An 18,310-nucleotide genomic window follows, 5' to 3' on the forward strand; every position below is an offset into this window, starting at 1 on the left:
GTAACTCTCTACCGTGGATAGCATTACTATCCAATTCGGAAGGAGCCGTTATGGCTCGCATCTTTCCGCACCGAATGACCCATGTGCACAGCGGGCCGCTCGTGGTCTTCCTGATCGGCATGCGGATCAACCGACCCTGGCGGCCGGATCTGTGGCTGCCGGCTTTCAACGCCATGCCGCGGATGCTCGCAGAGCTCTCCGAAGATCCGGACTCGGGCCTGCTGGGATACCGGCTCACCCTCGGTGCGGGAGGCCCGCTGGTGATCCAGCATTGGAAGAGCACCGAGCAGCTGTATGCCTATGCCAGCCAGACCGACGCCGCACACCGTCCGGCCTGGGCCGCCTTCAACCGGGCTGCCCGCAAATCTCCGGGCGGCGTGGGTATCTGGCATGAGACCTATGTGGTGGACCGGGCCGAGTCCATGTACGTTGGCATGCCCGCCGTGGGACTTGCCAAGGCAACAACATCCGTGCCGGTGACAGCCGAGAGCCGCGCCGCGGACCGTCTGGGTCCGGCCCGGGGCTAGCTGCACAGGCTCCCAGTCTCTGTTGCCTGCCGGTGCTGGTGCGACCCCATCCGCCCCACCAGCAACGGAGAGTGGGAACCCGCGCAAGCGTCAGGAGAAGACGATGCCGGCGACACTCTCGTTGTCATCGGCCAGGGTAACGACGGCGTTGAAACCGCGTCCGGCGAGGACCTCGGGCATCCAGAGGGCCGAGTCAGGCCACATCTGCGGGTACGGCACGCCGTCCACCGGATACCAGGCCGGAACGATTTCCGCCGACGGCGCCGGGTCGCCGACCCAGGCCCGCGACCGGAACACCACGGTGGACATGTCCCACTCCGGGCGGCCCGGGAAAACAAACTCGATAGTGCCGGCGTGCTCAAGGTCCGCTTCAGCCACGATAACTCCGGACTCCTCAAAGACTTCACGCACGGCCGCCTGCGCGGCGCTCTCCCCCGGTTCCACATGGCCGCCCAGGGTGACGATCCGTCCGGCGCCGAAGCCGGTTTGCTTCAGGCCCATCAGGACTTCGGTGCCGCACTCCGGGGTCTCCCGCATCAGGAAGCACAGGACCACGGGAACAGCCCGGGTCAGCACCGGTTCACGTGCATCCCCGGCGGACCCGCCGGTTTCGGGACTCACAGCGCGCGTGGATGCGCGGCAGCGTAGACCTCGCGCAGGGTTTCGGCGGTAACCAGCGTGTAGACCTGAGTGGTGGTCACCGAGGCGTGGCCCAGCAGCTCCTGGACCACGCGGACATCCGCCCCACCCTCGAGCAGGTGAGTGGCGAACGAGTGCCGCAGCGTATGCGGGGATACATCCCGCCCAATCTGCGCCTTTTCCGCGGCATTCTTCAGGATGGTCCACGCACTCTGGCGGCTCAGCCGTCCGCCGCGGGCGTTCAGGAACAGGGCGGGAGTTCCCTTGCCCTTCGCCGAGGCGGCCGGCCGGCCCCGCACCAGGTATTCGTCAAGAGCCCGGGCGGCGTAGGAACCCAGCGGCACCAGGCGCTCCTTGGAGCCTTTACCGAAGAGCCGCACCACGTCCGGGCCGTTGGCCGGAATGCGCTCCAGGGACAGGTCGTCAATATCCAGCCCCACGGCCTCACTGATCCGGGCTCCGGTGGAGTACAGGAACTCCAGGAGCGCGCGGTCCCGCAGGCCGGTGGGCGTCTCCGTGGATACCGCTTCCAGGATCCGCGTCACTTCGCTGACACTGATCGCTTTGGGCAGGCGCTTGCCGGGCAAGGGCGGATGGACATCAGCGGCGGGGTCAGTGGTGGTCAGGCCCTCCAGGGCCCAGAACTTGTGCAGGCCCCGCACAGCGACGACGGTCCGCGCGGCTGAACGCATGCTCAGGGCTGAGGCGCCGTCGGAGCCTTCCACGATGGACTGCGCAAAGGCGGTCACGTCGTGGCGGGAGATGCGGGCAACGTCCTCGACGCCTCGCGCCGCAAGGAAGCGGGCATACCGCAGCAGGTCGCGCCGGTAAGCATCAAGCGTGTTCACTGCCAGTCCCCGCTCCACTGCCATGTGCTGCAGGTAGCCGCCGATGGCGCGGCCGACGGCGGTGGCCCGCAGCTCGTCGGAGGCGGACGGGCCCTTGGGTGCGGGCGCTTTTTTGGGAGCCGGAGTCTTCGGCGCCGGATTCGTCTTCGGTTCCGGGTCCATCTTCAGCGCCGGATCCATCTTGGGTGCCGTGGCGGGCTTGGAAGCCACCGGGGATGTCACGGTGCCGGCGCCCTGGCCTGCGGCCTTATCCTCGGCGAGGGCTGCACGCAGCAGCTCGGCCGGGGAATCGAGCCGGAGCGTCTTGTTCAGGGACGAGAAGTCGAAGACCACCGTGTCGTTGAAGGGCGCGGCGTCGTTGAAGGCCACCGCCTTGTTGAAAGGCGCAGTGTCTTTAGAAGGCGCAGTGGACGGAAGCTGCGGCGCGGAAGGCGCCGGCCCGGCCGGAGACGCCGGAGCAGGAGAGTGTCCGCCGGCAGGTAGATCGGAGGCGGCCATAGCGGTCTTCAGTCCTAAAGAACGGGGCCCTGCGGCCAGGTGGAGTGCTGGGAGTGATGTTCGGGCCAGGGCGCGTTGCCCGGCCGCAGGTTAGCGTAACCGGACGGCCGGGCCGCTGCTGCGGCCAGGATTCCGGCCACTGCCGACGGGCTGTGGAGCCGGCCCTGCAGTGCCGCTTCAACGGCGTCGTCCAGGTCCACCCACATGGTGCGGATTTCCGCTTCCTCGTGGGTGCGCTCGTGCAGGTCGGCCTCGGGCACCTCGGAAATGCCGCGGGCAAGGTAAATGCGCAGCGCTTCACGGGAGGAGCCGGGCGAGAGGAACAGGTCGGTCAGGACATTCCACTCGCTGGCCTGGATATCGGCCTCTTCGGCCAGTTCCCGGGCGGCTCCGACCTGGAAGTCCTCGCCCTCGATGTCCAGGAGTCCCGCGGGAATCTCCCACAGGGTCATCCGCACCGGGTGCCGGTACTGGTTGATCAGCAGTACCTGGCCGGCGTCGTTCAGTGCCAGGATGGCCACCGCGCCGGGGTGGCGGATGTAGTCGCGGACCAGGGGTTCGCCGCCGTCGGTCAGCTGGAACTTCTCGCTGACCACATCCCAGACCCGCCCGGTGTATTCCACGGAGGAATCCAGCAGGCGGCGGGGACTCTGCTCGTCGGCGAACCCTCTGGTCTCGCTCATGGGTGTTAGCCCTTGCCGTTCTGGCGCGCCAGGGCAGCCTTCACCAAACCGGCGAAGAGCGGGTGCGGGCGCGTGGGGCGGGAGCTGAGCTCCGGGTGCGCCTGCGTGGAAACGTAGTACGGGTGCACGTCGGCCGGAAGTTCAACGAATTCCACCAGTCCGCCGTCAACCGTGGTGCCGGAGAAGGACAGGCCTGCCTCGGCAATCTGGTCGCGGTACTGGTTGTTGACCTCGTAGCGGTGGCGGTGGCGCTCAGCCACTGCCGTCTTGCCGTACGTCTTGGCAACTACGGAGCCCTCTTCGAGCTTTGCGTCCCACAGGCCCAGGCGCATGGTGCCGCCCATATCGCCCTCGCCGGAGACAATCTGCTTCTGCTCCGCCATGGTGGCGATGACCGGGTACTTGGTGTCCGGCTCGAACTCCGAGGAGGACGCGCCTTCCAGGCCAACAACGTTGCGGGCGTACTCGATGACCATGCACTGCAGTCCGAGGCACAGGCCCAGTGTGGGCACCATGTTTTCCCGGGCGTAGGTCAGGGCGCCGAGCTTGCCTTCAAGGCCGCGGATGCCGAAGCCGCCGGGAACGCAGATGGCGTCCGCACCGGCGAGGGCCTGGGCGGCGCCTTCCGGAGTTGCGCACTCGTCCGAGGGCACCCAGCGGATGTTGACCTTGGTCTTGTTGGCAAAGCCGCCGGCACGCAGTGCTTCGGTGACGGAGAGGTAGGCGTCGGGCAAGTCCACGTACTTGCCCACGAGGGCAACGTCAACGTGGTGCTTGGGGTTGTGGACAACCTCGAGGAGCTTGTCCCACTTGGTCCAGTTGACGTCCTTGAACTTCAGGTCCAGGTGCTGGACGATGTACGCGTCCAGGCCCTGGGAGTGAAGCGTCTTGGGGATGTCGTAGATGCTCGGGGCATCCGGGCAGCCAACGACGGCGTCCACGTCAACGTCGCACATGCGGCCGATCTTGGCGCGCATGGCGTCCGGCACCGGGCGGTCCGAACGGATGACAATGGCGTCCGGCTGGATACCGATGGACCGCAGGGCAGCCACGGAGTGCTGGGTCGGCTTAGTCTTCAGTTCCTGGGACGGGCCGATGTACGGAACCAGCGAAACGTGCAGGAAGAAGACGTTGTTGCGGCCGATGTCCTGGCGCACCTGGCGTGCGGCTTCCAGGAAGGGCTGGGACTCGATGTCGCCAACCGTGCCGCCGATTTCGGTAATGATGACGTCGGGGGTCTTCTTCGCCTCGGAGGGCAGGCGCATCCGGCGCTTGATCTCGTCCGTGATGTGCGGAATGACCTGGACGGTGTCACCGAGGTACTCGCCGCGGCGTTCCTTGGCGATGACCGTCGAGTAGACCTGGCCGGTGGTTACGTTGGCGGAGCCGTCGAGGCTCTCGTCAAGGAAACGCTCGTAGTGGCCAATGTCGAGGTCAGTCTCGGCGCCGTCGTCGGTCACGAAGACTTCGCCGTGCTGGAAGGGGTTCATTGTGCCCGGATCCACGTTGAGATAGGGATCGAGCTTCTGCATGGTCACCGCTATGCCGCGCGACCTCAACAGATGGCCGAGACTTGACGCTGTCAGTCCCTTACCGAGTGAGGACGCCACGCCACCGGTGACGAAGATGTGTTTTGTCGTAGAAGACGACTTGGGAAACCTGGAATTTGATCGCTGCACCACGGAGTTCGAGCCTATCACCTTTTGTAGAAGCACTTGGAATTTATCGGGTTATTCATGCGGCGGATGTCCTGCCGCGGCCAGGAGTTCGACGGCGTGGGCCCGGGCGGACTCGGAGTCCTCCTGGCCTGCGAGCATCCTGGCAAGTTCCTTGATCCGCTCGGCATCATCCAGAACGGTGACGTCGCTGGCGGTGACGCCGCTTCCATCATCCCCCGTCGCTGACATCTTGATGACCCTGATGTGATGATCGGCAAACGCCGCCACCTGCGGAAGGTGTGTGACCACAATGACCTGGACGTGCTGTGCCAGCATGGCCAGGCGGCGGCCGATTTCGACGGCGGCCTTGCCGCCCACACCGGAGTCGACCTCGTCGAAAATGAAGGTTGGCACCGGATCAACAGCGGCCAGGACCACCTCAATGGCCAGCATGACCCGGGACAGCTCACCGCCGGACGCGCCCTTGCCCAGCGGACGGGCCGGCGCGCCGGGATGCGGCTGGAGGAGGAACGTGATGGCGTCCGCCCCGTGCACGCTGAGCTCCTCGACGGGAGTGACCTCGATGAGGAGGTTGGCGTCGGCCATCGCCAGGGCGGACAGCTCGTCGCTGACCCGCCGGGCAAGGTCTGCCGCCGCTTCGGTGCGCAGTTTGGTCAGTTCCGCCGCGTCTGCCGTGAGAGTTGCCTGCAGTTCGGTGATCTCGGCTTCCAGCGCCTCGATGCGGGTGCTGTCGTCCCCCAGTTCCGCCAAGCGGATGCGGCTGGCGTCCGCCCACGCCAGGACTTCGTCCACGGAGGGGGCGAACTTGCGGATCAGGGCCGAGATGTCCGCCCGCCGGGATTCCACCTCAGCCAGCCGTTCCGGGCCGTCTCCCTCGAGGGATGCGCTGTAGCTGGCCAGTTCGGTGGCGATGTCCGCCAGGATGTAGCCCACTTCGGCGAGCCGCTTGGCGGAGTCGGCCAGCGCCGGATCGTGCTCTCCGGCGAGTTCCAGCTGCCGTTTGGCGCTGTCCACCAGTGAGGTGGCGTCGGAGCCGTCGGAAAAGTCACCGGCAATCAAGGCCGAGTGCGCGCCAACGGCTGCGGTGCGCAGTTCCTCGAAGTTGTTCAGCCGGGTGGCTTCGGTCTTGAGGGTTTCGTCTTCGCCCGGCAACAGCTCCAGGGCATCGATTTCCTCCAGCGACGCCGCGAGGTATTCCGCTTCCCGGAGGCGTTCCCGGGCCTGGTCGCGCAGCGTGGACAGCTCGGTCACGGCGGCCCGCCAGCGGGTATAGCCGGCTTTGTAGGAGGACAGTGCTGAGGCCAGGGGCGGCCCGGCGTACTTGTCCAGTGCCTCCCGCTGAGCCGCTGCGCTCTTGAGCCGAAGCTGATCCGACTGCCCGTGCACTGCCACCAAATGCTGGCCCACTTCGGCGAGCACTCCCACCGGAGCAGAGCGTCCACCCACGTGCGCCCGGCTTCGGCCGGCGGCGTTAACGGTGCGGGCCAGCATCAGCTCGGTGACGCCGTCATACGTTTCCAGCTCGGCGCCTGCGTCTTCGGCCCGGGACACCGCCGCGTTCTCCGGAGGCAGGCGCACCAGTGCCTCGGCCAGTGCGGCTTTGGCTCCGGTGCGAACCGCTCCGGCGTCGGTCCGGGCGCCCAGGAGCATGCCGAGTGCGGTGATGACCATGGTCTTTCCGGCGCCGGTCTCACCGGTGACCACGGTGAAACCGGGTCCCAGCTCCAGTGTGGCGTCGGTGATGACGCCGAGGTCGCGGATACGGATTTCTTCGATCATGTGGCCATGCCTCCACTGTCGGCCGTGCGGCGGGTCAGTTCCACGCTTTCCGAGTGGTCCCCGGGCGCTGAGGCGGGTCCCCGCCAGCCCTGGGTGGGCAGCTGGAACTTGCGGACCAGGCGTTCGGAGAAGGGCGTGGCGTGGGTGCGGGCCAGGCGGACGGGAGTGTCCGAGCGGGTCACTTCCACGCGGGCTCCCGGCGGCAGGTCGACATTGCGCCTTCCGTCGCACCAGAGCACTCCGGCGGCGTCGGTCCGGGTCAGGATTTCCACGGCCAGGATTGAGGTGGGCGCGACGACGAGGGGCCGGGCGAACAGGGCGTGTGCGCTGATCGGCGTGATTAGGAGGGCTTCAACTTCCGGCCAGACCACCGGACCGCCGGCGGAGAAGGAGTACGCAGTGGAGCCGGTGGGAGTGGCCAGGACAACTCCGTCGCAGCCGAAGGAGCTGATCGGCCGGGCATCGACTTCAACCACCACTTCGAGCATGCGCTGGCGGTCTGCCTTCTCGATCGCTGCTTCGTTCAGAGCCCAGGTGTGCGCGATCATCCGGTCCTCGAACCACACGACGACGTCGATGGTCATGCGCTCTTCGACCGTGTAGGCGCGTTCCACCACCCAGTGCACCGTCTGTGCCAGGTCGGCGCGTTCGCTCTCGGCCAGGAATCCCACGTGGCCCAGGTTTACGCCCAGCAGCGGGACGCTGGTGCCGCGGACCAGCTCGGCTGCGCGCAGGATGGTGCCGTCTCCCCCGAGCACCATGCCCAGATCCACATCGTCGAGGGCGACATCTTCACCCAGAATTTCGGTTGGTGCGGTCAGCACGCCGTAAACGGCCTGGATGTCCTCCAGGTCCCGCCGGCGCATGACCGGTGTCAGGCCGGAGGCGTGCAGCTGTGTGCAGGCTTCCTGGGCGGCAGTCATGGCAGCCTGCCGGCCGGTGTGGGCCAGCACAAGTATCCGTCTGCTCATGTCTGTAACATCCTGTTCCGCCCCCGGAGGAGCTGATGGGGACTCCGTCGTCAGTTGTCTGCCGTCAGTTTCTGCGGTCACTCCCCGTGGGGTTAACCTCGCCTGCAAGCTGTTCCGGTGCCGGGTCTGTTCCGGCTCCATCAAACCCGTCAAAGGCCGATTCCACCAAACGGTGCAGCTCGGCCTGTGCATCGTCCGCGGCCGCCGGCGCCTGTTGGTGCGGTTCCGGTACCCGCAGCCAGAGGAAAAACTCAACGTTGCCGTTCTGTCCCGGCAGCGGGCTGCGGGCCAGACCCGCAATGCCGAGGTTCTCCGCAGCCGCAGCGGACACAACGCGCATCACCGCCATCCGGTGCTTCTGGGGATCCGTGACAACGCCGGCTTTCTCCAGCTTCTCACGGCCAACCTCAAACTGAGGTTTGACCATCAGCAGCAGGCTGCCGCCGGGGCGCGTGGCTGCTGCGAGCGGACCGATCACCATGGTGAGCGAAATGAAGGACAGATCGGCGACGGTGAGGTCCACCGGACCGCCGATGTCCGTGGGGTCAAGGTACCGGACGTTCAGCCCTTCATGGACATCGACCCGGGGATCTTCGCGCAGCGCGTCCACCAGCTGGCCGTGTCCGACGTCGACGGCCACCACCCGCTCGGCGCCGCGCCGGAGCAGGACGTCGGTGAACCCGCCGGTGGAAGCTCCGGCGTCCAGGCAGCGCATCCCCGCAGGCTGAACCTGGGGAAACGCGTCAAGGGCACCGGCCAGCTTGTGGCCGGCGCGGCTGACGTAGTCGGGGACGCCGTCGTCGAGCACTGACAGCGGGTCTTCCCCACTGACCGTGGCCGAAGCCTTGCCCAGCGGCACGCCGGCCCGGGCCACCCGGCCCGCCGCGATCAGCTTGGCCGCATGGGTCCGGGAGCGGGCCAGCCCTCTGGTCACCAGCTCCTGGTCCAGTCTTGCCACTTTTTCAGCGCTCCTCTGACGGGTCGGTGTTCAATTCAGCCAGCAGGGCATCATGCAGCGCCGTATAGACGCCCTGATGGTTGGAGACGGGTATTCCGGCAAGTGTGCCGAGCTGCTCCAGGACGGAATTCACGGCAGGATCCGCGGTGTGAATATGCTCCTGCGGCCACGGATTTTCGGCCGGGGACGCTTGGCTGGTCTTCTCCATCATGCGGCTGTCCCCTCCTTGGTTGACGATTGACACCCAGCTTATCCGCCGGGGGTGACAGTCCAGCTGAGCACGGGCGCGGTGGCATTTTGCTCGTCCGGGCGCGCGCTCCACCATGCGGCACAGGCGGCGCGCCAGCTGTCCAGATTGCTGCTGTCGCCGGAGATCTCCAGGGTGTCCCCGGATACCCGGGCCGTGGCGCTGCCGCAGGCATACCCGCCGTCGCTGGCCTCAATGACCGGGTACGGCGCGTACAAGGCGTCCAGGTCGGCCAGCAGATAGGTGGGGCGCTCCGCTGTGCGGGCGGCCAGCGCGGTCTGCGGCGTGTCGACGCCGGTGAGGACCATCGCGGTCGCAAAGCCTGCGTTGTTGCCGCCGAGGATATCGGTGTCCAGGCGGTCGCCCACCACGAGCGGCGTTTGGGCGCCGAGATGGCGCGCAGCCGTCAGGAACAGCGGAGCTTCCGGCTTGCCAGCCACCATCGGTGTCCTGCCGGTGGCTGCCGCGACGGCGGCCACCAGCGTTCCGTTTCCGGGAGCGATCCCCCGGGCCTGGGGAATGGACATGTCGGTGTTGGTGGCAACCCACACGGCGCCGCGTGCCACCGCGAACGCTGCCTCGGCCAGGTCCTTCCAGCCGAGCCCGGGGTCAAAACCCTGGATGACGGCGTCGGGGTGGTCATCGGCGGAGTGGACCGGAACCAAACCCTGTTCACGGACCTGCTCGGTCAGCCAGACGCTTCCGGTCACGAGGACCGTGGCGCCGGCCGGCACCTGGCCGGCCAGCAGCTCGGCCCCGGCCTGAGCCGAGCCGAACACGGTTTCCGCTGTTGCCGGGGCGCCCAGCTCGCGCAGGTGCGCTGCCACCGTTTCGGAGGAGCGCGACGCGTTGTTGGTGACGTAAGCCAGCTGCACTCCCGCGCCCTCAAGGCGCTGCAGGGCCTCAACGGCTCCCGGGATGGCGTGCGGGCCGGCGTACACGACGCCGTCCAGATCGGAAAGGACGGCGTCGTACCCGGCAATCAGCGATGTGTCCGCCATGGTGCTACGCGCGTTCCTCGTCAGCGTCGCCGGTCGGCGCGTCGGCGGAGAACTCGTCGTTGTCGTTGCCGTCATCGTTTAGTTCGGCGGTGTTGTCGTCTTCTTCCTCGGTTTCGAGGACTCCGATCACGCCTTCCTGCTCATCCGAGGGCAGGACGTCGACGTCGTCGCTCAGGTCCATGTCGTTGACAACTGTGACGGTCTCGGCAGGAGCGGCGAACGGCGTCTCGGACCGCTCTTCACCCGAACGCTCGTCGCGGTCTTCGCGGCCATGGCGGGCCCGGGCCGGCTTCTCCTCGTCGTCGCCAACCAGGTCGAAGATGTCCGGCTCGGCGAACTCGCCAACCCCGAGGGCCTTCTCGGCCAGCAGGGCTCGGTTGCGCCACTGCTCGGCTTCGGCGTTCCGGTCCGCCAGCTCCAGGGCGTCAGCGTAGGCGCGGAACAGGCGCGGGCTGAAGGAGAACGCGCGGTTCTTGTCCAGCTGCGGGATTTCCAGGGCGGTCACGGCGGCGTCGTACTGCTCCATGTCCATGCGGGCACCCGAGGCAACGATGGCCATGTCGACCTGGCCGGCAATGTCCAGTTCCTTGGCTTCGTCCGAGCGGGCGATGTCCAGGGCACGGTCCGGGCGGCCGAGGCCGCGTTCGCAGTCAGCCATCATGGCCAGGTAGGCGTTGGAGCCGCTGATCCGGCGGTAAGTGCGGAACTCGCGCAGGGCTTCACCGAAGTGTTCGGAGGCGTAGGCGGTCAGGGCCACTGCTTCGCGGACTGCTGCCATGCGTCCGCCGCGGCGGCTGGCTGCCAGGGCGTGCTGGAAGGCCAGCTCCGGCTCGTCGTCAATCAGGCGGCCGGCCATGACCAGGTGCTTGGAGACCCACTCACCGCTGACTTCCTCCAGGACGCGCAGCTGGGCGCGGGTTACCTTGTCCAGCTCCTGGCCTGTGACGTCCTCATCAATTTCGGGCGAACGCTCGCGGTCCGGGCGGTTTGCGCTGCGCAGGTCGCGGGCGTTGTGCTTGCGCTCGACAACGGGTGCATCCTCGCCGCGGGCCGGGCGGTCCTTCGAGAAGGACGGCTTGCGATCCCCGAACGAAGGCTTGCGGTCTCCGCGGTCGCCGAAGGACTTGCGCTCCCCGTCCCGGGCCGGACGGTCGCCGAAGGACGGCTTGCGGTCGTCGCGTGCCGGACGGCGGTCATCGCCACCACGGGACGGACGGTCACCGAAGGACGGCTTGCGGTCACCGCGGTCACCGAAGGACTTACGCTCACCATCACGGGGAGGACGACGATCATCGCCGCCAAAGGAGGGCTTACGATCCCCGAACGAAGGCTTGCGGTCGCCACGATCACCAAAGGACTTACGCTCACCATCACGAGCCGGACGGTCACCGAAGGACGGCTTACGATCCCCGCGATCACCAAAGGACTTACGCTCACCATCACGAGCCGGACGGTCACCGAAGGACGGCTTACGATCCCCGCGATCACCAAAGGACTTACGCTCACCATCACGGGGAGGACGACGATCATCGCCACCAAACGAAGGCTTGCGGTCTCCACGATCGCCGAACGACTTACGCTCACCATCACGGGGAGGACGACGATCATCACCACCAAACGAAGGCTTACGATCCCCGCGGTCGCCAAAGGACTTACGCTCTCCGTCCCGGGCCGGACGGTCACCGAAGGACGGCTTACGGTCTCCACGATCACCGAACGACTTACGCTCACCATCACGGGGAGGACGACGATCATCGCCACCAAACGAAGGCTTACGATCCCCGCGGTCGCCAAAGGACTTACGCTCACCATCACGAGCCGGACGGTCACCGAAGGACGGCTTACGATCCCCACGGTCGCCAAAGGGCTTGCGCTCTCCGTCCCGGGCCGGACGACGGTCGTCATCGCTGCGTGCCGGACGGTCGTTAAAGGAGGGTTTCCCGTCCTTGGAGAAGGGCTTACGCTGCGAAGAAGCTCCACGATCGCCGAAGGACTTACGCTCACCATCACGAGCCGGACGGCCTCCGAAGGAGGGCTTGCGGTCCTCAAAACGCTTGGGGGCGTTTCGGTCATTTGTGGGCGGGCGGTTTGACGAGCTGCTTCCGGCTGCGTTGTTTCCTTCACTACCGCGCTGATCCCTGTTATTTTGCTCTGACATGCTGGTGAGTTCCTCTCGTCGTGAGCCGACCAACGGAATTTACTGCAGTCGCTCGTCACTATGGATATATAAAGTTGATTCAAAAGTTTGTGGGGCCCAAACCGGGCACAAGCCAATTCTAGTGCAGGCTAGTCCGATCATCGTCGCCCCATGCCTAGATGCGTATCTTGATTAGGTGAGACTGCCCACCTGGGAAGGATCCGAAGAGCTGAATCCAGCCGTCCAGAGAAGCCGCACGGCTTGGGGCGCCATCGAATGAGGAGTCGCACCACTCAGTGCCGTTCCTGTAAGCAATCTCTCCCCTCCCTCCCTTGGCGAGGAAAAACCAGGGGACTTAGGGACCTGGCGAGTGCGATGCCGGCCCGCCCGCGCCGCGCGGCTCTCCGCCGAGATGGCAGCCAGCACTGCACCCAGCCCCGGGACACGCAGTTCGGCCATCCCGCGTTCGGCTATCCCGCGGAAAAGAAAATGACGGCCATCCCGTGGGAAAGAAAGCCCTGGTTAAACAAGTAAGGCCCGCACCATCACTGGTACGGGCCTTACTCTCTGAACAACCGGTCAAAACTTCAACCGTAAATATTGTCCGGCGGTGACCTACTCTCCCACATCCTCCCGGATGCAGTACCATCGGCGCTGTGGGTCTTAGCTTCCGGGTTCGGAATGGGACCGGGCGTTTCCCCCACGCTATGACCGCCGTAACCCTTCCACCCACACCACCCCAACAAACAAACCTCAGGGTGAGGGGAAAACAATGGTCACAACAAAACACACAAAACCAATAACGACATTGAGTGTTTCAAAGCGAAGTTATAACTGTAATTATACGGCACACCAGAACCCGCAAGGGTGTGGTGGTGCCGGTTCCAGGAGTGACAAACCACACGGGTTTGTTATCCGGGAACCACATAGTGGACGCAAGCAGCACATGATCTAACACAACCCTTATTTGGCGGGAACGTTTGAAGTCGTTTCCTGCCCAGATTGTGGTGTGGTGTAAGTTATCGGCCTATTAGTACCGGTCAGCTTCACGGGTCTTTAGTCCCCGCTTCCACATCCGGCCTATCAACCCAGTGGTCTGGCTGGGGGCCTCTCACACACAAGGTGTATGGAAATCTCATCTCGAAGCGGGCTTCCCGCTTAGATGCTTTCAGCGGTTATCCCATCCGAACGTAGCTAATCAGCGGTGCACTTGGCAGTACAACTGACACACCAGAGGTTCGTCCGTCCCGGTCCTCTCGTACTAAGGACAGCCCTTCTCAAATTTCCTGCGCGCGCAGCGGATAGGGACCGAACTGTCTCACGACGTTCTAAACCCAGCTCGCGTACCGCTTTAATGGGCGAACAGCCCAACCCTTGGGACCTACTCCAGCCCCAGGATGCGACGAGCCGACATCGAGGTGCCAAACCATGCCGTCGATATGGACTCTTGGGCAAGATCAGCCTGTTATCCCCGAGGTACCTTTTATCCGTTGAGCGACGGCCATTCCACAATGTACCGCCGGATCACTAGTCCCGACTTTCGTCCCTGCTCGAGATGTCTCTCTCACAGTCAAGCTCCCTTGTGCACTTACACTCGCCACCTGATTGCCAACCAGGCTGAGGGAACCTTTGGGCGCCTCCGTTACTCTTTAGGAGGCAACCGCCCCAGTTAAACTACCCATCAGGCACTGTCCCTGACCCGGATTACGGGCCGAAGTTAGATATCCAGTATGACCAGAGTGGTATTTCAACGATGACTCCACCCGAACTGGCGTCCGGGTCTCACAGTCTCCCACCTATCCTACACAAGCCACACCGAATATCAATACCAAACTATAGTAAAGGTCTCGGGGTCTTTCCGTCCTGCTGCGCGTAACGAGCATCTTTACTCGTACTGCAATTTCGCCGAGTTTATGGTTGAGACAGCGGGGAAGTCGTTACTCCATTCGTGCAGGTCGGAACTTACCCGACAAGGAATTTCGCTACCTTAGGATGGTTATAGTTACCACCGCCGTTTACTGGGGCTTAAATTCCCAGCTTCGCCCCAAAGGGCTAACCGGTCCTCTTAACCTTCCAGCACCGGGCAGGAGTCAGTCCGTATACATCGTCTTGCGACTTCGCACGGACCTGTGTTTTTAGTAAACAGTCGCTTCCCCCTGGTCTCTGCGGCCCCGATCCCCTCCGGACAGCAAGTGTCCATCAAGGTTGGGGCCCCCCTTCTCCCGAAGTTACGGGGGCATTTTGCCGAGTTCCTTAACCATAATTCTCTCGATCGCCTTAGTATTCTCTACCTGATCACCTGTGTCGGTTTGGGGTACGGGCGGCTAAAACCTCGCGCCGATGCTTTTCTAGGCAGCATAGGATCACCGGATTCCCACCAAAGTGGGTCCCGTCAGATCTCAGGATCGTCATCAAAGACACAGCAACGGATTTACCTATCGCTGACCCTACATCCTTAGACCAGGACAACCATCGCCCGGCCCGGCTACCTTCCTGCGTCACACCTGTTAATACGCTTACCTCCCGGGATCAGGTCCCGCGCTCCACCAAAAACCGGGTCACCACAAGGGCGGCCGGTCAGGTATTGGGCGGTTAGTGTCCCCCGATCAGTATTGGCGGTTTTTCGCCGGTACGGGAATATCAACCCGTTGTCCATCGACTACGCCTGTCGGCCTCGCCTTAGGTCCCGACTTACCCAGGGCAGATTAGCTTGACCCTGGAACCCTTGATCATTCGGCGGACGGGTTTCTCACCCGTCTTTCGCTACTCATGCCTGCATTCTCACTCGTGTAGGCTCCACCGCTGGTTTACACCGCGACTTCACTGCCCACACGACGCTCCCCTACCCATCCAAACGCTTGAACGAAAATGGATAAACCATCCGCTTGGCTAATATTTGAATGCCACAACTTCGGCGGTGTACTTGAGCCCCGCTACATTGTCGGCGCGGAATCACTTGACCAGTGAGCTATTACGCACTCTTTCAAGGATGGCTGCTTCTAAGCCAACCTCCTGGTTGTCTTCGCAACTCCACATCCTTTCCCACTTAGCACACGCTTAGGGGCCTTAGTTGGTGGTCTGGGCTGTTTCCCTCTCGACTATGAAGCTTATCCCCCACAGTCTCACTGCTGCGCTCTCACTTACCGGCATTCGGAGTTTGGCTGACGTCAGTAACCTTGTAGGGCCCATTAGCCATCCAGTAGCTCTACCTCCGGTAAGAAACACGCAACGCTGCACCTAAATGCATTTCGGGGAGAACCAGCTATCACGGAGTTTGATTGGCCTTTCACCCCTACCCACAGCTCATCCCCTCCATTTTCAACTGAAGTGGGTTCGGTCCTCCACGCGCTCTTACACGCGCTTCAACCTGGCCATGGGTAGATCACTCCGCTTCGGGTCTAGATCACGCCACTGCATCGCCCTGTTCAGACTCGCTTTCGCTACGGCTTCCCCTCACGGGTTAACCTCGCGACGTAACACTAACTCGCAGGCTCATTCTTCAAAAGGCACGCTGTCACAAGCACAACACCACAAGTGGCATCGCCCTGCTCCAACGGATTGTAGGCACACGGTTTCAGGTACTGTTTCACTCCCCTCCCGGGGTACTTTTCACCTTTCCCTCACGGTACTTGTCCGCTATCGGTCATCAGGGAGTATTTAGGCTTACCAGGTGGTCCTGGCAGATTCGCACGGGATTTCTCGGGCCCCGTGCTACTTGGGATCCTCTCCAAGCGGCAGCATACATTCCGGTTACGGGGCTAACACCCTCTACGGCCCGGCTTTCAAACCGGTTCACCTATGCACCTGCACTCACTTCACCAATCCGGCAGAACTGGTACGGAAAGTCCCGCAACCCCAGTGATGCAACGCCCGCCGGCTATCACACACCACTGGTTTAGCCTCTTCCGCGTTCGCTCGCCACTACTAACGGAATCACTGTTGTTTTCTCTTCCTGTGGGTACTGAGATGTTTCACTTCCCCACGTTCCCTCCACGCACCCTATGTGTTCAGATGCGGGTCACCCGGTCACTCGCGCGCCGGGCGGGGTTTCCCCATTCGGACATCCTGGGATCAACGCTCGGTTATCAACTCCCCCAGGCTTATCGCAGATTCCTACGTCCTTCTTCGGCTCCTGATGCCAAGGCATCCACCGTGTGCCCTTAAAAACTTGACCACAAAGATCAATAAATATTATCGCTCTCGAGAAAACCATGACAACACCGGAAACACACCCATCAAGGGCACATCCCCGGATCACCAGGTTTATCTGAAATTGCACTTAATAATTTTAAGATGCTCGCGTCCACTATGTAGTTCTCAAACAACAACCCCGTCACACCCCGCCACCACCACGTATTCACCGTGGAAGTCTTAGGTCTGCGCAGGAACAATCAGAAACAACACGGTACCCGTGCCACCTCCAACCAAACGGCTGTCAGTTCATACGGTCCTGTTGTCTCAGGACCCAACAGTGTGCCAAACGGTAAAACCCGGTACTCGAGGCACCGGCAGCTCTTTCCAACCACAACCATCCCCACAAGTGGGAACGTACACGGCGTACTCATGCTGCCAGGCTCAACGCCGGGCACCTGCTCATTGATATTCCACCCTTGAGCACCCACCGAAGAACAAATGTCTTACGATATGGGCATCTCCTGCAAAGACCGCATCCAACACTGTGGAAGGACACAAAATCTTTGAGGTGCTCCTTAGAAAGGAGGTGATCCAGCCGCACCTTCCGGTACGGCTACCTTGTTACGACTTAGTCCCAATCGCCGGTCCCACCTTCGACGGCTCCCTCCCACAAGGGGTTAGGCCACCGGCTTCGGGTGTTACCAACTTTCGTGACTTGACGGGCGGTGTGTACAAGGCCCGGGAACGTATTCACCGCAGCGTTGCTGATCTGCGATTACTAGCGACTCCAACTTCATGAGGTCGAGTTGCAGACCTCAATCCGAACTGAGACCGGCTTTTTGGGATTAGCTCCACCTCACAGTATCGCAACCCTTTGTACCGGCCATTGTAGCATGCGTGAAGCCCAAGACATAAGGGGCATGATGATTTGACGTCGTCCCCACCTTCCTCCGAGTTGACCCCGGCAGTCTCCTATGAGTCCCCGCCATCACGCGCTGGCAACATAGAACGAGGGTTGCGCTCGTTGCGGGACTTAACCCAACATCTCACGACACGAGCTGACGACAACCATGCACCACCTGTAAACCGGCCACAAGTGGGGGACCTGTTTCCAGGCCTTTCCGGTTCATGTCAAGCCTTGGTAAGGTTCTTCGCGTTGCATCGAATTAATCCGCATGCTCCGCCGCTTGTGCGGGCCCCCGTCAATTCCTTTGAGTTTTAGCCTTGCGGCCGTACTCCCCAGGCGGGGCACTTAATGCGTTAGCTACGGCGCGGAAAACGTGGAATGTCCCCCACACCTAGTGCCCAACGTTTACGGCATGGACTACCAGGGTATCTAATCCTGTTCGCTCCCCATGCTTTCGCTCCTCAGCGTCAGTTACAGCCCAGAGACCTGCCTTCGCCATCGGTGTTCCTCCTGATATCTGCGCATTTCACCGCTACACCAGGAATTCCAGTCTCCCCTACTGCACTCTAGTCTGCCCGTACCCACTGCAGACCCGGGGTTGAGCCCCGGGCTTTCACAGCAGACGCGACAAACCGCCTACGAGCTCTTTACGCCCAATAATTCCGGATAACGCTTGCGCCCTACGTATTACCGCGGCTGCTGGCACGTAGTTAGCCGGCGCTTCTTCTGCAGGTACCGTCACTTTCGCTTCTTCCCTGCTGAAAGAGGTTTACAACCCGAAGGCCTTCGTCCCTCACGCGGCGTCGCTGCATCAGGCTTTCGCCCATTGTGCAATATTCCCCACTGCTGCCTCCCGTAGGAGTCTGGGCCGTGTCTCAGTCCCAGTGTGGCCGGTCACCCTCTCAGGCCGGCTACCCGTCGTCGCCTTGGTGGGCCATTACCCCAACCAACTAGCTGATAGGCCGCGAGTCCATCCAAAACCGCATCAAGCTTTCCACGGACCGCCATGCGGTGGTCCGTCGTATCCGGTATTAGACCCGGTTTCCCAGGCTTATCCCGAAGTTAAGGGCAGGTTACTCACGTGTTACTCACCCGTTCGCCACTAATCATTTTGTGCAAGCACAAAAGTCATCGTTCGACTTGCATGTGTTAAGCACGCCGCCAGCGTTCATCCTGAGCCAGGATCAAACTCTCCGTAAATGTGTTACAGACACAAGACCGGAGCCAAGGAAAATTGGCTGCACGGTCCTGCACTAAATTCGAAACCAGCTAAAAAAGCCGTCCCATACCCACGGGGTGGGC

12 protein-coding genes and 3 rRNA genes are annotated in these 18,310 nt (G+C 62.9%); 2 read left to right on the forward strand and 13 right to left on the reverse strand.

Annotated features, from left to right (window positions below; genetic code table 11):
• Positions 1 to 50 precede the first annotated feature (50 nt).
• Positions 51 to 527, forward strand: a complete 477-nt coding sequence (locus tag AAE021_RS09140; RefSeq protein WP_342022042.1) for a DUF4188 domain-containing protein — start codon at positions 51 to 53, stop codon at positions 525 to 527.
• 90 nt (positions 528 to 617) lie between these two features.
• Here AAE021_RS09140 and AAE021_RS09145 read toward each other — a convergent pair whose 3' ends face one another.
• The 10 genes from AAE021_RS09145 to AAE021_RS09190 all read right to left on the reverse strand — a co-directional run bounded on the left by AAE021_RS09145 (position 618) and on the right by AAE021_RS09190 (position 10,686).
• Complete coding sequence (locus AAE021_RS09145; RefSeq protein ID WP_342022043.1) at positions 618 to 1,148, reverse strand: 8-oxo-dGTP diphosphatase; 531 nt, start codon at positions 1,146 to 1,148, stop codon at positions 618 to 620.
• Positions 1,145 to 2,176 (reverse strand): site-specific tyrosine recombinase XerD, encoded by a 1,032-nt coding sequence (gene xerD / locus AAE021_RS09150; RefSeq protein WP_425362473.1) that lies wholly within the window; start codon positions 2,174 to 2,176, stop codon positions 1,145 to 1,147. The genes AAE021_RS09145 and xerD overlap by 4 nt, the downstream gene beginning before the upstream one ends.
• Positions 2,177 to 2,526: 350 nt before the next feature.
• Positions 2,527 to 3,195, reverse strand: a complete 669-nt coding sequence (locus tag AAE021_RS09155) for an NUDIX hydrolase (protein WP_342022044.1) — start codon at positions 3,193 to 3,195, stop codon at positions 2,527 to 2,529.
• A 5-nt stretch (positions 3,196 to 3,200) separates the two neighbouring features.
• A complete protein-coding gene (locus AAE021_RS09160; RefSeq protein WP_342025357.1) occupies positions 3,201 to 4,895 on the reverse strand; it encodes a CTP synthase in 1,695 nt (564 codons plus the stop codon).
• 30 nt (positions 4,896 to 4,925) lie between these two features.
• The gene (gene recN / locus AAE021_RS09165; RefSeq protein ID WP_342022045.1) at positions 4,926 to 6,653 is read right to left on the reverse strand and encodes a DNA repair protein RecN; all 1,728 of its coding nucleotides are present in this window, start codon (positions 6,651 to 6,653) and stop codon (positions 4,926 to 4,928) included.
• Positions 6,650 to 7,624: an NAD kinase gene (locus AAE021_RS09170; protein ID WP_342022046.1), complete on the reverse strand. Its 975-nt coding sequence runs from the start codon at positions 7,622 to 7,624 to the stop codon at positions 6,650 to 6,652. The genes recN and AAE021_RS09170 overlap by 4 nt, the downstream gene beginning before the upstream one ends.
• 64 nt (positions 7,625 to 7,688) lie before the next feature.
• The gene (locus AAE021_RS09175) at positions 7,689 to 8,582 is read right to left on the reverse strand and encodes a TlyA family RNA methyltransferase (RefSeq protein ID WP_342022047.1); all 894 of its coding nucleotides are present in this window, start codon (positions 8,580 to 8,582) and stop codon (positions 7,689 to 7,691) included.
• A 4-nt stretch (positions 8,583 to 8,586) separates the two neighbouring features.
• Complete coding sequence (locus AAE021_RS09180) at positions 8,587 to 8,793, reverse strand: hypothetical protein (RefSeq protein WP_342022048.1); 207 nt, start codon at positions 8,791 to 8,793, stop codon at positions 8,587 to 8,589.
• A gap of 38 nt (positions 8,794 to 8,831) precedes the next feature.
• Positions 8,832 to 9,830, reverse strand: a complete 999-nt coding sequence (locus tag AAE021_RS09185; RefSeq protein ID WP_342022049.1) for an HAD-IIA family hydrolase — start codon at positions 9,828 to 9,830, stop codon at positions 8,832 to 8,834.
• 4 nt (positions 9,831 to 9,834) lie between these two features.
• Positions 9,835 to 10,686 (reverse strand): hypothetical protein, encoded by an 852-nt coding sequence (locus tag AAE021_RS09190; RefSeq protein WP_342022050.1) that lies wholly within the window; start codon positions 10,684 to 10,686, stop codon positions 9,835 to 9,837.
• A gap of 6 nt (positions 10,687 to 10,692) precedes the next feature.
• Here AAE021_RS09190 and AAE021_RS09195 point away from each other — a divergent pair, with 6 nt between their 5' ends.
• Complete coding sequence (locus tag AAE021_RS09195; RefSeq protein WP_342022051.1) at positions 10,693 to 11,922, forward strand: hypothetical protein; 1,230 nt, start codon at positions 10,693 to 10,695, stop codon at positions 11,920 to 11,922.
• Between the two features lie 647 nt (positions 11,923 to 12,569).
• On the opposite strand, the gene rrf is transcribed toward AAE021_RS09195, so the two are convergent.
• The 3 genes from rrf to AAE021_RS09210 form a co-directional block, all read right to left on the reverse strand.
• Positions 12,570 to 12,686 (reverse strand): 5S ribosomal RNA (gene rrf / locus AAE021_RS09200).
• 290 nt (positions 12,687 to 12,976) lie between these two features.
• Positions 12,977 to 16,141: ribosomal RNA gene (locus AAE021_RS09205) — 23S ribosomal RNA — on the reverse strand.
• A gap of 539 nt (positions 16,142 to 16,680) precedes the next feature.
• Positions 16,681 to 18,208 (reverse strand): 16S ribosomal RNA (locus AAE021_RS09210).
• Together the 16S, 23S and 5S rRNA genes form the textbook arrangement of a ribosomal RNA operon.
• Positions 18,209 to 18,310: the final 102 nt, after the last annotated feature.

Origin of the sequence: Arthrobacter citreus (genome assembly GCF_038405225.1) — a bacterium.
Taxonomy (GTDB): Bacteria; Actinomycetota; Actinomycetes; order Actinomycetales; family Micrococcaceae; genus Arthrobacter_B; species Arthrobacter_B citreus_A.

Excerpts from the sequence above, each read along its gene's own strand:
- AAE021_RS09180 (WP_342022048.1), bottom strand. The coding sequence starts at position 8,793 with ATGATGGAGAAGACCAGCCAAGCGTCCCCGGCCGAAAATCCGTGGCCG.
- recN (WP_342022045.1), bottom strand. The coding sequence starts at position 6,653 with ATGATCGAAGAAATCCGTATCCGCGACCTCGGCGTCATCACCGACGCC.
- AAE021_RS09170 (WP_342022046.1), bottom strand. The coding sequence starts at position 7,624 with ATGAGCAGACGGATACTTGTGCTGGCCCACACCGGCCGGCAGGCTGCC.
- xerD (WP_425362473.1), bottom strand. The coding sequence starts at position 2,176 with ATGGACCCGGAACCGAAGACGAATCCGGCGCCGAAGACTCCGGCTCCC.
- AAE021_RS09155 (WP_342022044.1), bottom strand. The coding sequence starts at position 3,195 with ATGAGCGAGACCAGAGGGTTCGCCGACGAGCAGAGTCCCCGCCGCCTG.
- AAE021_RS09185 (WP_342022049.1), bottom strand. The coding sequence starts at position 9,830 with ATGGCGGACACATCGCTGATTGCCGGGTACGACGCCGTCCTTTCCGAT.
- AAE021_RS09190 (WP_342022050.1), bottom strand. The coding sequence starts at position 10,686 with ATGGCCGGCCGCCTGATTGACGACGAGCCGGAGCTGGCCTTCCAGCAC.
- AAE021_RS09140 (WP_342022042.1), top strand. The coding sequence starts at position 51 with ATGGCTCGCATCTTTCCGCACCGAATGACCCATGTGCACAGCGGGCCG.